Below are 14,572 nucleotides of genomic sequence, written 5' to 3'. Positions count from 1 at the left end.
TCGCGCTGTCACGCAGTCCCTGCTCCGTGCATGGGCACGCTCGCCGATGCTTGACGAAGCCCGCATCACACGCAAGCTGGCCGCGCGCGGCATCGTGCCCGATGCCCGGCAGTCCGACGCAATCGCGGCGCTGGTCGCTCTGCTCGGCAGCCACGGCTCGCGGCACGCCAAGCCCCGCGCCGCGTTCGTGCAGCAAGGCGTCTATTGTCACGGGCTGCCGGGACGCGGCAAGAGCCTCGTCGTCGATACGTCATTCGAACTGGTGAACTGCCGCAAACGGCGTCTTCACTTTCACGAATTCCTGCGCGAGATGAACCGGCGCCTCGTCAACGCACCACGCAGCGATGACCGGCTCGGCACGGTATCGCGTGAATGGCTCGACGGTGTGGAGCTGCTGTGCTTCGACGAGTTTCATATGCACGATATCGCCGACGCGTTTCTGATGGGCCGTTTTCTCGATACCGGGATCGACCTCGGCACACACATCGTGCTCACGTCGAACTACGCGCCCGACGCACTGCTGCCCGACCCTGAGATTCACGAGCGCTTTTTGCCGACCATCGAGCAGATCAAACGCCGCTTCGCCGTCATTCATTTCGACGGCGCGCGCGACTATCGATTGGGTGGAGAACTCGCCGAAGTGCAGCGTTTCTTTGCGCCGCTCGATACATCGAGCCGCGATGCGCTGCTGGACATTTTCACCCGCCATGAAGGCGGCGCGAGCGTCGAGCCGGCCACATGGAGCGCAGCCGGCCGCCCACTCGCGGCGCGCGCGGCCGGCTCGGCGCTGCTATGGGCGGACTTCGAAAGCCTGTGCGTGGCAAACCGCTCGCACCTCGACTACCTGGATCTCGCTGAGCAATGGCACGGTCTGATTCTCGACAATCTGCGCACCCCGTGGCTCGGGCACCCGCATACGCTGCAGCGCCTTGTCTGGCTGATCGACATTTTTTACGACCGCAAACGCGCACTGTTCATCGCTTCCGATCAACCGCTCGATACGGCGTTGATCGGCGTCGAGGGCGCGCATGATTTGTCGCGGACCTTGAGCCGGCTCGCCGAAATGCAGTCGCGCGCGTATCGCAACACGCTTGAAGATCGGGGCCACGCCGCTGGATAGTGCGCGACGGCATCACAATTGCGAATGCTCATCAGCGTGCCGACCGTGCGCCATCCTCCCGCGCTTCGTGCAATTCTTGCAATGCAGCGGCAAATCATGCGCAACGGCTCACGTACCGGCCGAATGCGCGGCTGAATGCGCCAACCGCCTATTCATCGGCTCTAACGGACGAATCACTCGGCACGCGTGCCGCCTGGGATCGGTCCTGCTATCGCCGTTTCACGATCATTCGTCAGCGGATTGCACTCCGCGTCTCGCCTTCATGGTCGAAGCAGTTTCCTTTGCCGCTGCGTTGTGCGCCGCGTGCCTCACCTCGGGTGCGTGCACGTATGTGTCGATTGCTCATGGTCCTCGGGTGGAGCGCAACGACTTTGACTCAAAATACGCGTTTACGGTCGTGCAGAATCTGATGGCGCTCGCGGCAGCCGACACCAGCAGCAAGGCGCTGCTGGTGACGATCCCGGCGAGCTGAGACCGCATCGAGCGGGGGCAATCGGGCGCCTGGATAGCCGGATGCTTCGGGACACCGGCGGCTCGAATGCCGCCGGTTGTTGCTTTACCGCAAGCGTCGAGCCATCAGCCGCCGCGCTGGGACTGCACCCGCGCGATCTGCTGCTTCGCGGCTTCGTACACATGCTCCGGCGTGAAGCCGAACTTCTTCTTCAATTCCGCAAGCGGCGCCGACGCACCGAACGTATGCATCACCACCTGCGCGCCGAGCCGGCCAACGTATCGGTCCCAACCGAGCGTCCCGGCCTGCTCGACGGCGACGCGTCCATCCACGTCCGCGGGCAACACCGAGTCCCGATACGCGTCGTCCTGGCGCTCGAAAATATCCCACGACGGCATGGACACCACGCGCGCCGCGATGCCTTCGCCCTTGAGCTTCTCGTAGACGTCGACGCAAATGGACAGCTCGCTGCCCGTCGCCATCAGGATCACCTGCGGCCGCTCTCCAGCGGGCGCATCGGCGAGCACATACGCGCCCTTGCGCAGGCCGCTGGCGGCGGCATAGCGGCTGCGATCGAGCGTCGGCAATGCCTGGCGCGACAAGACGATGCACGATGGCCGCCGCGGGTCCGCCAACGCCACACGCCATGCTTCGGACACCTCGTTAGCGTCGCCCGGACGCAGCACGGTCAACCCCGGCACGCCGCGCAGCGACGCCAGTTGCTCGATCGGCTGATGGGTCGGACCGTCTTCGCCGAGACCGATCGAATCATGCGTGAACACCCAGATGGACGGCACTTCCATGATCGCCGACAGACGGATCGGCGGCTTCATGTAGTCGCTGAAGATCAGGAAGGTCGAGCCGTAGGGCCGCAGATTCGACAGCGCCAGCCCATTGACCACCGCTCCCATCCCATGTTCGCGAATGCCGAAATGCAGATTGCGGCCCCCGTAATTGTCGGCCTCGAAGCTGCCCGCCCCTTCGAACTTCAGATTGGTCTTGGTGGACGGCGCGAGATCCGCCGCGCCGCCGATGATCCACGGCACGCGCGCAGCAATTGCGTTGAGCACCTTGCCCGACGATTCGCGCGACGCGACGCCCTTCGGGTCGGCGTCGAAAGTGGGGATGTCGGTGTCCCAGCCGGCCGGCAATTCATGCGCTTCCATCTGTGCGAATTCGCGCGCGAGGTCCGGGTACTTTTTGTCGTACGCGCCGAGCCGCGCTTGCCATTCGGTACGCGCCGCCTTGCCGCGCGCGCCGATGCCCGCCGCGAAACGTTCATGCACGCCGTCCGGCACGTAAAAGAATTTGTCCTCGGGCCAGCCGTAGGCCTTCTTGGCCAGCGCCACTTCCGCGACGCCGAGCGCTTCGCCGTGCGCCGCCGCCGTATCCTGCTTGTTCGGCGCGCCCCAGCCGATGATGCTGTGGACCACGATCAGCGTCGGCCTGTCGGTCACGCTCTTCGCTTCCACGAAGGCCGCTTCGAGCGCGGCTGCGTCGTTCGCGTCGTCCACGTGCAGTGTGTGCCAGTGGTAGCCGCGAAAGCGGCTTGCCACGTCGTCGCTGTATGCGAGGTCCGTGTGGCCTTCGATGGTCACGCGGTTGCTGTCGTAGATCCAGATCAGATTCGACAGCTTCAGATGGCCGGCCAGCGACGCCGCTTCGTGCGAGATGCCTTCCATCATGTCGCCGTCGCCGCACAGCGCATAGACGCGGTAATCGAACAGCGGCGCATCCGGCCGGTTGAAATGGCTCTCATACCAGCGCCCGGCCATCGCCATGCCGACGCTGTTGCCGAGCCCCTGGCCGAGCGGGCCGGTGGTGGTTTCGACGCCGGTCGTCATGCGGTATTCGGGATGGCCCGGCGTCTTGCTGTCGATCTGGCGGAAATGCTCGATGTCGTCGAGCGATACGGCGGGTGCTCCGGTCGGCTTGCTAGCGTGATCGACGGCCTTGACGTTGGCCAGATGCAGCAGCGAATACAGCAGCATCGACGCATGCCCGACCGACAGCACGAAGCGGTCGCGGTTCGGCCACAACGGCTCGTCCGGGTCGTAGCGCAAATGGTTTTGCCACAGATGATAGGCGACCGGGGCCAGTGCCATCGGCGTGCCGGGGTGCCCGGAATTGGCCTTCTGCACAGCGTCCATCGACAGCGTGCGAATCGTGTTGATGCACAACTGGTCGAGGGCGGGATCGTTTTGCATGGAACGCTCCTTGTTCGGCGATTGGAAAGACGACCGGCACGCACTGTCGACGCGCAACGCGCACCACGGCGGACCGTTCGGCGTAAAAACACGCAGTGGAACCGCGGCAAGACTCACCGATGATGCGCCGATGCGCGCAACTCTGCACGGTGCCTCGCATGCGGTGAGCCCGGGAGTGACCGGGAAAGGCGAACGAACTTTCAGGGTGCTTGCGACAGCGAGCCGTTTTCGCCGAGGCGCTCGCGGCGTCGCCGCGCATCACGTCCACGCACGCCGCGGGCCGAAACCTGATCGTGGCATCGCAACCGCCTCACGCCGCACGCAACCACTGTTCGACGACCGGCCCATGCTTGCCGTCGATCGGATCCAGCGCGGGGAACGGCAGCGCGTTCATCGCCTGCAACTCTTGGGGCGACAGCGCTTCGCGGCGAATATCCCACTGCTGGCCCTCCGGATAACCGGCCACCACCTGAAATTGCCGCTCGAACGATTGCAGACAGTGGCCGGTGCCGGCGGGCAGCAGCAGCGCGTCGCCCGCGGATATCGTCACCACCTTGCCGCCCGGCCCGCCCACGATCACCTGCGCCGAGCCTCCAGAGACGCCGAGCACTTCGTGTGCGGTGGCATGAAAGTGGTGGTAGTCGAAAATGCCGTTGCGCCACTGTGCCGGCCACGTGTTGCGTTTGAAGAGGATTTCGAAGGCGGCGGCCAGATCGCCACTCTTGGGCGTCAGCGCGCGCCGGTAGATCACCACAGGCAACTTGCGGTTGTTCGGGACCCAATCGCGCGGTTCGAGCAGGAATGCTTCGAACTCGGTTTGGGCCGCGTCGAATCCATGTTGCGTATCGTTGGGCATGATGGTTTCCTTGGCTCCTGAGGCTCGCGGCACGTGAGTCGATGCAGGTTCCAGTCTAGGACGAATCCGGGCGGTAAGGCGTGTGAGTGATTCACCGTTGCACAAGCGCGCGCATCCCGGCAGGTCCCTTTCCGCTGTGAATCACACGAGACGATGTCCGCTGCCTGGGCAGAACTTCGTGCAACTTAAAGGGAGCGCGCGCAGCGCAGGCCCGCAGCGCTGCCGCGACACCGGCAACAGCCGGCGCGGCGAAGATCGCGCGGCCCACTCGCACTCGATAGGCAGCGTTCGTCCGCGCCGACCCACACCGATGACGACGCCCGCCCAAGCGCGCCCCCGCGCGTCGCGCGAGCGCGGCCAACCTCGCGCCGTCTCCAGACGCTTCGCTCATGCGCCGCTGGGTGCGTGCCGGCCGCCTTGGTTACGCCTTCCGACTCCGGCCGGCACGCGCGTGGCTCAACCGCCGCCAATGCCCTGCAACACCTTGCCGGTGCCGCCGCACACCGTGCAGCGCGCGCCTTCCACCTTGCCCGTGCCGTGGCACGCGGCGCAAATATCCTCGCCGACACCCGGCGCGTCCGGCGGTGCTTCGTCGCCGGGATTCAGTGGTTCGTTGTCCTGTTGCATACAGCTCTCCGTTCGGGTTCACTCACACGCCTCAGCGCGGCCAGGTCGTCAATCCTTGCGTTGCGATTCGCGTCCGCCACCGCCCGGCGGCTCGGCATGCGTGCCGCTGCCTAGCGGCACTTCGGCCGTCTGGTCCGGCCGCTCGTTCGAGCGCGGCGGATTGGTTTGCGCGTCCACGCCGGTCTGCTCGACCGGCTCGATACCCAGCGGGCTCGGCTCGACATAATGCTTTCCGCTCGGCTTGTTGCGCGCCTTCGTCTCCGGCGATATGTCAGGCTTGTCGTTGCTGGCGGGATCGGTGTCCTGCATGGCGCCCTCCTTCGAATGAGCATTCCTTCGGTGCAGCAACATCCGGTCCCTCTCCCTCACGAACGCCCGCGCGATTCTCTGACGCCGGCGGCGTCCGCACGTCGGAGCCCGGTGGGCATAGCCGTTGCGGCGCAGACAGCACAGGTCCCGCCCATGTTTTTGTAAAAAAGGAGAACGTCATGACGATCACGACGATTCGTGTATCGGACACCGAGGTGCAGGTGGAGCGAACCCTATATAAGTTCGCGCAGAAGAACGATGCGGATGCATTCCAGCGTTGTCTTGCCAGTGCATCGATCGACAGCTGCTATCGCGCGCACCCGCCGCTGTCCGCACAGCCAACGATGCCCGACCAGCATCCCGACGATCCCAGCCGCGGCAGTACCATCTCGCCGTCGCTCGGTGGCATGCCATGATCAGCGGTGCTGAGCGATAGCACGTTATCGCGCGGCGCGACGCGGCGTGCATCGGTCCCACGCCAGGCAGCGCTTGCGTCACTTTTCGGGTGCGGCACGATCCGCGGCGACGATTTGCCGCCCATAGGCGATCGCCGCACGCCGTGCCTCGTCCGCGGTCGTATAGGGACCGATCTCGGGTGCGCCATCGAACGGGAACAGGATTTTCCGGTCCGCTTTTCTGACGACCTTCAGTCCCCCTACGTAACGGCCGTCGCCGGTGCCGTGATAGCTGGCGTAGATCTCGAAGTCGTCGTCAGCCACGTCGGCCTTATGTCGCGCCATGTGCTCCCTCGTTCCTGCACGGTCAGTGCTCGATGTGTCGTGTGCGATGCGCCGTGCCAAGCGGCTGTGCGCGTGCCGGCTTCGAGCAATAGCTGTTCCACGAGACGCCAGCGTGTGTTTTACGGGCTGAGAGCCCGCCGCTTCTCGCGAACTCGCGAGCAAAGGCACGGGCGTTGCGTCATTGCAAGCAATGAAATCACCTGTGGAGACAGCTATGAATTTATCGACGGCCTCAGCTCGCGGCGCGAACACCTGTCGCATTCCACGTTGGAGCATGCATACGCCGACGCCGCCCGAAGTCGATCCCGATGCGCCGTTGCCAAACGTCGACCCCGATCCGGACCCGGACGACGATAGGCCGGAGGACCCCTCGCGCGCTCCAGAAGGCGATCCGCCCGCGAGACAGCCGCCGGTGCACGCGATGAGGCACTGAGCGCGGGACAGGCCAGCGCTTGACGACGATTGAAGGCGCAATTTGATACATGTACTCGGGGGTCAAAGGGCAGACCCCGCCTGTTCGCGTTGCGCGAAACGCGCATTAAGGGGTGGCGCATTGCGATGCATACGCTACATCGTCGATTCGCCGCTGGCATCGCGGCGCACGGCGCACCATTGCTGCAATGTATTTCGCACTTCTTCGATCACGGGCTCCCATTCGCCCAACTTGCGCTGACGGAATAGCCGCATGGACGGATACCAGGGGTTGTCCGGTCTGTCGGTCATCCATCGCCAGTCCGTGTATGCGGGGACAAGCACCCAGACCGGCAAGCCCGCAGCCCCCGCCAGATGCGCGACCGATGTGTCCACCGTGATCAACAGATCGAGAGAGTGCAGGATGGCGAGCGTATCGGTGAAGTCGCGGATGGCCGGGCCGAGCGTGTGTACGTCGAATTGACGCGCCAGTCCTTCGGGCTCTCGTTCTTTCTCGCCTTTTTGAACCGAAAACCACGTGATATTCGGTAGAGCAAATAACGGTTTCAACTTATCGAACCGGATAGAACGGAAACGATCGAGACTCAGGCGAGAATCGCCCGCCCATACAATGCCTATTCTTCGGTTTCTTGGCGACGACCGCAGTGCTGAGCTGCCTTCAATGCTGGCCTGCCAATCGCGCACTTTGTTCGGCTGCGCAGCGAGGTACGGCATGACGACGGGAAGCATCGGTAGTTCCAGTCTCATATGCTCCGGCACGCTGAACATGTGACACCAGTAACGGTACGGCCCCGGCGGCATTGCGGTGAACACGTGCCGTACCGCAGGCATCGTCTTCGCCAGCGCCGCGACCGGTGCGTCAACCAGCACATCCACGCTCGCGCCGCGCCAGCTTAGCCACTGCGCAAACCGAAGAAACTGTATCTGATCCCCAAGCCCCTGTTCGCCCACCAGCAAGAAGCGGCATCCGTTGACCGGCTCGCCCCTCCATTCGGGGAAAGCCGGCCAGGCCATTACCACGCGGTTTTCCGGAATTTCGTAAAAGGACTTGTGTCGCCTCCAGCCTTCCTCGAATTCACCAAGACACAGCAGCACTCCCGAGTACTGGTGTTGCACCAACGGATTGTCGGGCAACGCCAACGCGGCCTTTTCACTGTAGGCCCGACACTGTGCGACTCTCCCGAGGGTCCTGAGCGCCCATGCCGCGTTTTGACACAAGACCGCATCATGTGGGTCGATAGCGAGTCCCTGCTGCGCTGCTGCGAACGCTTCTTCATAGCGGCGGCATTTATTCAGCACGTACACCACGGCTTTGATGGCTGCCGTATCGTCGCAAAAGCGGGTTCTAATTTCACGGATCGTTTTGTCGAGCACCGGGACGTGACCGATATCGTGATCGCCACAATGCTGTCGAGATCTTCTTTCGACGCCGCCGGCTGTAGAAGCCAGGTGCGCATCCAATAGTCGACAGCCTTATCGACGTCGCCAAGCTCGGTATTTATCCTGGCAAGCGCACGACTGACATGCGCCGATTCCGGCTCCATGTGAAGCGATTTCTCGTAGTGCACGATCGCTTCTCCTGGACGGCCCGACCGCCGCAGGCAGTCAGCGAGATTTCTGTGCAAGCTCGCGCTATAACCCGCCAGCCCGATCGCGTGCAGATAACAGCTTTCCGCAGATGCGTACTGATGATTCAGCGCAGCAAGCAGGCCCGCATGCTCCCACCAATCGGCCCGGTGAGGAGCGACCTCCAGCGATCTGTCTATGTATGCGCGTGCCTGCTCCAGATCGTTCAAATGGACACAGACGAGGCCCATGCGATGCAGTGCATGCGCATCGCGCGGGCGCACACTCAGAACCTTCCGATAACATGCCGCCGCTCGAGTCATATGCAGTGAAGAAAAGTGCATATCGGCTCGTGCAACCAGCGCATCTATGATTACTTCGTCATCCTGCATAATTGATCGCGACTTGCACTAGCAGCTGTACTCTGTTCTGAGGGGCACGCGGCCTCAATATCCGTTAGTCAAGACATCCGACGTTTGCCAATTGGTGGCTTTGAATACGATCGATGCATTGATCGCCGTGGACGGTTTGACCATTGCGTAGAAATTTCCGCCGGAACCCGGCAATGGGATCGTGCATTGGGCCGGCGTGCGCTGCGCCATAGTGGCCGTGCAATCAGGAGCGACCATGTTGATAGAGCCGGATCGCACAGACAGAGTGGCGGTGTCGCTCGCCCCGTCCGGCGTCACGATATACGTCAAATCTTTCCACCCGACTCGAATAGGATTACCGTCCGGACCCGTCATCATCATCGAACGCGGGCCAGTCGGAATCGTGACCATGAAATAAAGTGTCTGGCCCGGTGTCATTGAAAACCTCACCGGACCGTAATCGTTGGTGAGATCCGTGAATGCTGGCGCCTTGACTTCGAATGGCCGCGTGTACCTGCTCACGACCCCGTTGCCGTCGGTCACGGTCAGGCTGATCGTATAGACGCCGGGCAGGTCGTAGTTCCATACCGGATTGATTGATTTGGTGCTCACGGTATCGGCAGCGCCAATGCCGAGATTCCACGCCCATGTCCTGATTGGGACCCCGCCTCTGGCGGTAGACAGGTCGGTGCAAGTCACCTGCATCGAATCCTGGCTTTGTGAGCAATTGAAATCCGCCGCGACAGGAAGCTTTCCCGCTTTGGCTGCGATGACAGCCGCATTCGCATCGAGAATGCCCGGCCCAATGTATTGATCCGGCTGCCCCTTGGCGAAAGGTTGGACAGTCTGCTGAAGAAGATTACGCATTTCCGCGACGGTCAGCGGCTTTGGCGCAATCGACTGAACGAGCGCAGCAACCCCGGTGACGTGCGGCGCCGCCATCGACGTACCGCTCATGTAGGAATACGACTCCGATGCCGGCTGCCTGGTCCCGCTGTTATAGGTGGACCAGATGTCCTGGGCAGGCGCAGCAATGTCGATCATCTGCCCATAGTTCGACTGGTTATACCGGCCGCCCAAACTGGTGCCGGCGACGCTGATGACATTGCGACAGTTGGCGGGCGCAGAACTCGATACATCTTTATTGTCGTTCCCTGCGGCTGCGACAACGATCGCACCGCGACTGGTGGCGTCAGCAATGGCGCTTTGCAAGGTCCGGTCGCAGGTGCCGCCCACGCTGACGCTCACATTGATGACCTTAGCCGGATAAGGATTGACGGGCGCGCCTGGGACACTGCCGCCGGCGGCCCACACGATGCCCTCGGCAACATTCGACATCGCGCCTCTGCCGCACGCATCCATCGATCTTACCGGCACGATCCTGGCCCCTGGCGCAATGCCGGCTATACCATTGCTGTTATTGGTCATTGCGCCCATGATGCCGGCGACGTGGGTACCGTGCCACACCACCGACGTACAATTTTCTCCGGTGATGCCTGGCTCGCTGCCGTCTCCGCCGGAGCTGTCGCCCATGAAACCGTAGCCGGGCAACACGTTAGGGGTCAGGTCGCTGTGTTTGGTCACACCCATATCGACGAGCGACATCACAACGCCATTTCCATTTGCGTAGTCCCATGCTCCTTCCGCACGTATTCCTATACTCGGGCTATTCGGATCCGATTTCGGCGCCCATTGCCTGACATACTCGGGGTCATTCGGAACCAGCTGTATCGACATCTCCCGGTCCGGTTCGACATATTCGACATCCGGGTCCGACGCAATCGCGCGCATGAACGCTCGGGCTTCGCGGGCGTCGAGCTTGCGCGCCGTGGTGACGACGTCTGCTCCCGTACCCAAACGGCGTGAATGGCGCGCCTTCGACGGGAATGCACTTGCGAGCCGATCAAGTTTCGATTGGACCGCTGCGGGAGAACGGCCTTCTGCGGCGCCGTTGCGGTACCGGATAATGAAGCGGTCGTGGGTTGTTTGCGGGTCGAGATTCTGCGTGTTCATCTTCAACGCGGATCGCAACGGCACGGTTGTCGACGATGCCGCTTTGGCAGCCTCCGCCACGTCTGGCGGTGTCGGTGTCTGCGCCGCTGCGTGCCAACTCATCGCACTCGCCAGGACTGCAATGGGGAGCAAACGACAGCCGGCGACAGCGATGCGACGCCCCGTTACTTTCAGCGATAAGGCGCCGCTCCATCTGGTGTCACGCTTGTTTTTCTGCATTGTATGGGGTCCTTTTTTCTATCGCGTTGAAGATGCTATGGGCTATTGATAAGGAATACGAACCATAGACCGCTTGAACCGGTGCAAGCACGGCGCACGTCGGTTTTCTTGATTGAGAGTTTAATTAGCCTTCTCAGGCTAAGTCAGTAGGGACTTTCTTGTTGTTCGTTGGGAAGATTCAGCCGGGATGCCGGTTTGATGCGGCGTGCATGGCGAGTCGTCTAGAAGATCGAAAGCTGCAGAAGATAAGATAGCCGGCAATTTGCTCAGGCAAATCGACATGCAGTCCACTAACCGACCCTCCATCTTTTTGCCATGAACGCGCCAGCACTCACCGAAGACGAACATGACGACGCAAACCTGGGCCTCTATCGGCGCGTGACAAACACCGGCGTGGAATGGTGGCGCGTCAGCGTGGCTGACCGGCCCGAGACCTATCGCCTCGAACACGGCGTCGACGACGCGGGGAGCGCGGGCACGGTGGATATCGATCTGGTGGTCGACGCGGAGAACCTGCGCGCAAAGCTGAAAAAATGGCGCCGCGAAGGCTTCGCGATCGAGGCCGGCGACACCGCGGGGGAGCCCGGCGGGCATGAACGCCAGGCGTTCATGCCGGAATTGCAGCGCGTTGCAGCGCGGGCCGCGACGGCAAGACAGCAGCCTCATGACGACGCTGGCGAGACGGTGCGCATCGGTCACGTCAAGATGCGCTGCGGCAGCGGCGGCGCGCTCGTGCCGCGCGTCAACCCCGCCTATCTGTTCGCGGCGCGCTTTAACGACATCGTGGAAGACATCGTCGAAAATCGCCGCGTGATGCTGATCGGTCACACCGGCGCGGGCAAGACCAGTCTGATCGAACAGGTCGCGGCCCGCTCGCGTCACGCAGTGTTGCGCTCGAACATGAACGGGCAGACCACCGTGGGCGATTTCGTCGGCTTCTGGACCGTCAAGGGCGGCGAGACGCTATGGGTCGACGGCGTGCTGCCCACGGCGATGCGCGAAGGGCTGTGGCTGATCGTCGATGAAATCGATTTTGCGGAGCCGTCGATTCTCGCCGCCCTCACCGCCGTGCTGGAACCGCAGGGCCGGCTCGTGCTTAAGGAGAAAGGCAACGAGATCGTGGCGCCCCATCCATCGTTCCGGCTCTTTGCTACGGCAAACGCGGTCGGCGCGATGAGCCAGTTCCGGCATCTCTACCAGGGCGCCAATCTGATGAACGAGGCGTTTCTCGATCGCTGGCGCGTGTACCTGCTCGACTATCTGACGCCTGCCGAAGAAGCCGACGTGTTGATGGCAACCCTGGCGCCGAACATGACGCGCACGCTTGCGGCAACGCTTGCCGCGATCGCCGCCGACTGCCGCGCGGCATTTGCCCGCGAGGATCTGTCGAGCGCGTTTTCGACCCGACGCCTGCTCGACTGGGCCGAGCTGATGCTGCGCACCGGCGACCCCGAGCGCGCCGCCGGGCCGGCGATCTACGCAAAAGTGAGCCCGGAGGACGCCGCGTTGATTCGCGGCATCGTCCGCCATCACATCGCGCCGGGCGGGTGAGCCCCGTGAGCCGGGTGAGCCGGGTGAGCCGGGTGAGCCGGGTGAGCCGGGTGAGCCGGGTGAGCCGGGTGAGCCGGGTGAGCAGGGTGAGCCGCGTGAGCAGGGTAAGCCGGGTGAGCAGGGTGAGACGCGCGAGCCGCGTGAGCGGGGTGAGCCGCGTGAGCCGCGTGAATCGCGCGAGCCGGGTGAGTCGCGTAAGCCGCGCGAGCCACACCAGCCGCCCGACCCGGCCGAGCCGAGCGCGCCAACGAACGCGGCAACGCCTGCGCCCAGTCATCCGCCGACGTATGCGCCAATCAACTCCACCAGGAACCCGCGCATGAACGCCGCCCACGCAACGCACGACAAGCGCGGCTTCGCATTCGAATCGACGCTCGGCAAGGTGGCCCGCGTGCTGACCGGTCAATACGGCGTGAGCGTCGTGTTCAGCCCCGAGGGTCCACGTGTCGAACCGGGCCGCATCGTGATTCCGGACTACGAGCTAAACGGCGGCATCGAACCCGATGTACTGATCGGCTATCTCGACCTGCTGGTAGCGCGCGCGAAGCACGCGTCGCTCGCGCAGCTCGATGCGTTGCCCGCAGGCGTGGCCGCGACGCTCGCGCAAGTGATCGACGACCGGCGCGTATGCGCGCAACTGCTCGACGAATACCCGGGTGCGCGCTGGTTCATCGGCAAGCTGCGCGAGCACGCCGCCGAGCGCGTGCGGCAACGCTGGCCGAAGCTGCATTGGCGCGAGCGGCTGGTCTGGCTGGTGGAGCGCGCACTGTGGGACGAACTGCCGACCCGCAGCGAAGCGAGCCCGTCGCTATTGGCCGCGCTGCATGCCGCGCAAGATCTGCTGCACGAGGCGCGCGCGAGCGGCTCGACTGCGCGGAGCATTGCGGCGGCGCACGCGCTGGTGGCGCGCGTGCGGGCCTTGTCGATGGGCGACGCGAACAGCATGGCGTTCAGCCCGGCTGCCGTCGAGGACATCGACACGCAGAGCGCCGCGGCGCCTTGCGCGCCTTGCGACGATGACGACACCGCACTGCCCGATCACGACAGCTCGGCCTTGCCGAACGCCGAGCGCAACGGCGGCGCGCAGGCCGACGACGCGCTCGGCATGGGCCAGTCGCTCGCCGACTCGCAGCAGCCGTCCGGCCGCAGCGCAACCGAAGCCGGCGCGACAGCACCCCACGCGACTCGCGCCCTGCTGTCGATTCCACTCGCCACCGAATTCGACGTGCTCGCCGATCTCACGGGCAAGGGCGACAGCGCCGCGTGGCGCGCGCTGCGCGTGCAAGCCCGCGCCGACACCGCGCAACTGAAGGACAAGCTCGAACGCGCGCTCAGCGCCGACGAGCGCGTGCGCTGGCGCCGCGAGCAGGAGCGCGGCGAGATCGACCGAACCGCGCTGGCGAAGCTCGCCACGTCGCCCGGCTACCGCACGCCGTTTCGCACGCAGCGCGCAGCCAAAGGGCGCGACGTTGCCGTAACGCTGCTGATCGACCGCAGCGGGTCGATGGCGGGGCGCAAGATCGAGCTCGCGCGCCTGTGCGCGGCGGCGCTGTGCGATGCGCTCACGCAGCTCTCGTTTGATTGCGAAGTGCTCGGCTACTGCTCGCTCGAATCCGCGCCCATGCGGCGGCTTTACGAGCGGCAAGTCGCGGCCGGCGCGGACTTGCAGCGCTATAACCGCTTCGTCGAGCGGCTCGATCTGAAGGTGTACAAGCGCTTCGGCGCGGCCGACCTGAGCGGGATCGCCGCGATCGAGTGTGGTCACGAGAACCCGGACGGCGAAGCGCTCGCGTGGGCCGCGACGCGGCTCGCCGATCATCAGGCCGCGCGGCGCATCCTGATGGTGTTTTCCGACGGCTATCCGTCGACCGGCGACGGCGATCCGCAAGTCTTGCGCCGCGATCTGCGTGAACGCGTCGCGGCGATCGGCAAGCGCGGCATCGAACTGGTAGGAATCGGCGTGCTGACCGACGCGGTCGAGGACTTTTATCCGCACAACGTGGTGGTCAGCCGCCTCGCCGATTTGCCGTCGACCGTGTTCTCGGTGCTCAGTTCGATGCTGCTGACGCGCTAGCGTTCCGATATGTCACGGCGTGACCCTCCCCGGCGC

The 14,572-nt window shown here is 63.9% G+C and carries 15 protein-coding genes; 7 read left to right on the top strand and 8 right to left on the bottom strand.

Annotation, left to right across the window (positions count from 1 at the left end; genetic code table 11):
• Positions 1 to 46 precede the first annotated feature (46 nt).
• On the top strand, positions 47 to 1,120 hold the full coding sequence (zapE, locus tag ABQJ48_RS16885; protein WP_367839148.1) for a cell division protein ZapE: 1,074 nt from the start codon (positions 47 to 49) through the stop codon (positions 1,118 to 1,120).
• 262 nt (positions 1,121 to 1,382) lie between these two features.
• Positions 1,383 to 1,592 (top strand): hypothetical protein, encoded by a 210-nt coding sequence (locus ABQJ48_RS16880; RefSeq protein ID WP_367839273.1) that lies wholly within the window; start codon positions 1,383 to 1,385, stop codon positions 1,590 to 1,592.
• 104 nt (positions 1,593 to 1,696) lie between these two features.
• Here the strand turns inward: ABQJ48_RS16880 and tkt are convergent, their stop codons facing one another.
• The 4 genes from tkt to ABQJ48_RS16860 all read right to left on the bottom strand — a co-directional run bounded on the left by tkt (position 1,697) and on the right by ABQJ48_RS16860 (position 5,570).
• Positions 1,697 to 3,778 (bottom strand): transketolase, encoded by a 2,082-nt coding sequence (tkt, locus tag ABQJ48_RS16875; protein ID WP_367839147.1) that lies wholly within the window; start codon positions 3,776 to 3,778, stop codon positions 1,697 to 1,699.
• A gap of 310 nt (positions 3,779 to 4,088) precedes the next feature.
• Positions 4,089 to 4,634 (bottom strand): cupin, encoded by a 546-nt coding sequence (locus ABQJ48_RS16870; RefSeq protein ID WP_367839146.1) that lies wholly within the window; start codon positions 4,632 to 4,634, stop codon positions 4,089 to 4,091.
• A 456-nt stretch (positions 4,635 to 5,090) separates the two neighbouring features.
• Positions 5,091 to 5,261, bottom strand: coding sequence for a hypothetical protein (locus ABQJ48_RS16865; protein ID WP_367839145.1), 171 nt, complete (start codon positions 5,259 to 5,261; stop codon positions 5,091 to 5,093).
• Between the two features lie 48 nt (positions 5,262 to 5,309).
• The gene (locus tag ABQJ48_RS16860) at positions 5,310 to 5,570 is read right to left on the bottom strand and encodes a hypothetical protein (protein ID WP_367839144.1); all 261 of its coding nucleotides are present in this window, start codon (positions 5,568 to 5,570) and stop codon (positions 5,310 to 5,312) included.
• Positions 5,571 to 5,749: 179 nt separating this feature from the next.
• Between ABQJ48_RS16860 and ABQJ48_RS16855 the strand changes: the two genes are divergently transcribed.
• The gene (locus tag ABQJ48_RS16855) at positions 5,750 to 5,986 is read left to right on the top strand and encodes a hypothetical protein (protein WP_367839143.1); all 237 of its coding nucleotides are present in this window, start codon (positions 5,750 to 5,752) and stop codon (positions 5,984 to 5,986) included.
• A gap of 78 nt (positions 5,987 to 6,064) precedes the next feature.
• On the opposite strand, the gene ABQJ48_RS16850 is transcribed toward ABQJ48_RS16855, so the two are convergent.
• Complete coding sequence (locus tag ABQJ48_RS16850; RefSeq protein WP_367839142.1) at positions 6,065 to 6,310, bottom strand: DUF6723 family protein; 246 nt, start codon at positions 6,308 to 6,310, stop codon at positions 6,065 to 6,067.
• Between the two features lie 214 nt (positions 6,311 to 6,524).
• Between ABQJ48_RS16850 and ABQJ48_RS16845 the strand changes: the two genes are divergently transcribed.
• Positions 6,525 to 6,743 (top strand): hypothetical protein, encoded by a 219-nt coding sequence (locus ABQJ48_RS16845; RefSeq protein ID WP_367839272.1) that lies wholly within the window; start codon positions 6,525 to 6,527, stop codon positions 6,741 to 6,743.
• A 134-nt stretch (positions 6,744 to 6,877) separates the two neighbouring features.
• On the opposite strand, the gene ABQJ48_RS16840 is transcribed toward ABQJ48_RS16845, so the two are convergent.
• From ABQJ48_RS16840 to ABQJ48_RS16830, 3 genes are read right to left on the bottom strand one after another with little or no spacing between them, the layout of a single operon-like run.
• Complete coding sequence (locus tag ABQJ48_RS16840) at positions 6,878 to 8,116, bottom strand: tetratricopeptide repeat-containing glycosyltransferase family protein (protein ID WP_367839141.1); 1,239 nt, start codon at positions 8,114 to 8,116, stop codon at positions 6,878 to 6,880.
• Complete coding sequence (locus ABQJ48_RS16835) at positions 8,035 to 8,700, bottom strand: tetratricopeptide repeat protein (protein WP_367839140.1); 666 nt, start codon at positions 8,698 to 8,700, stop codon at positions 8,035 to 8,037. Before ABQJ48_RS16835 ends, ABQJ48_RS16840 begins: the two co-directional genes overlap by 82 nt.
• Positions 8,701 to 8,754: 54 nt before the next feature.
• Positions 8,755 to 10,470 carry a S8 family serine peptidase gene (locus ABQJ48_RS16830; RefSeq protein ID WP_367839139.1) on the bottom strand — a complete coding sequence of 572 codons (1,716 nt, stop codon included), beginning with the start codon at positions 10,468 to 10,470 and terminating at the stop codon, positions 8,755 to 8,757.
• Positions 10,471 to 10,684: 214 nt separating this feature from the next.
• Between ABQJ48_RS16830 and ABQJ48_RS16825 the strand changes: the two genes are divergently transcribed.
• The 3 genes from ABQJ48_RS16825 (at position 10,685) to ABQJ48_RS16815 (ending at position 14,536) form a co-directional block, all read left to right on the top strand.
• Positions 10,685 to 10,960 (top strand): hypothetical protein, encoded by a 276-nt coding sequence (locus ABQJ48_RS16825; RefSeq protein WP_367839138.1) that lies wholly within the window; start codon positions 10,685 to 10,687, stop codon positions 10,958 to 10,960.
• 266 nt (positions 10,961 to 11,226) lie between these two features.
• Positions 11,227 to 12,462, top strand: coding sequence for an AAA family ATPase (locus ABQJ48_RS16820; protein ID WP_367839137.1), 1,236 nt, complete (start codon positions 11,227 to 11,229; stop codon positions 12,460 to 12,462).
• A gap of 319 nt (positions 12,463 to 12,781) precedes the next feature.
• The gene (locus ABQJ48_RS16815; protein WP_367839136.1) at positions 12,782 to 14,536 is read left to right on the top strand and encodes a cobaltochelatase CobT-related protein; all 1,755 of its coding nucleotides are present in this window, start codon (positions 12,782 to 12,784) and stop codon (positions 14,534 to 14,536) included.
• The last annotated feature ends 36 nt before the right edge of the window (positions 14,537 to 14,572 follow it).

It is taken from the genome of Paraburkholderia suaedae (assembly GCF_040812055.1).
Taxonomy (GTDB): domain Bacteria; phylum Pseudomonadota; class Gammaproteobacteria; order Burkholderiales; family Burkholderiaceae; genus Paraburkholderia.
Note: the sequence above shows the minus strand (reverse complement) of the source record. Positions and strands in the feature narration are given on the sequence as shown.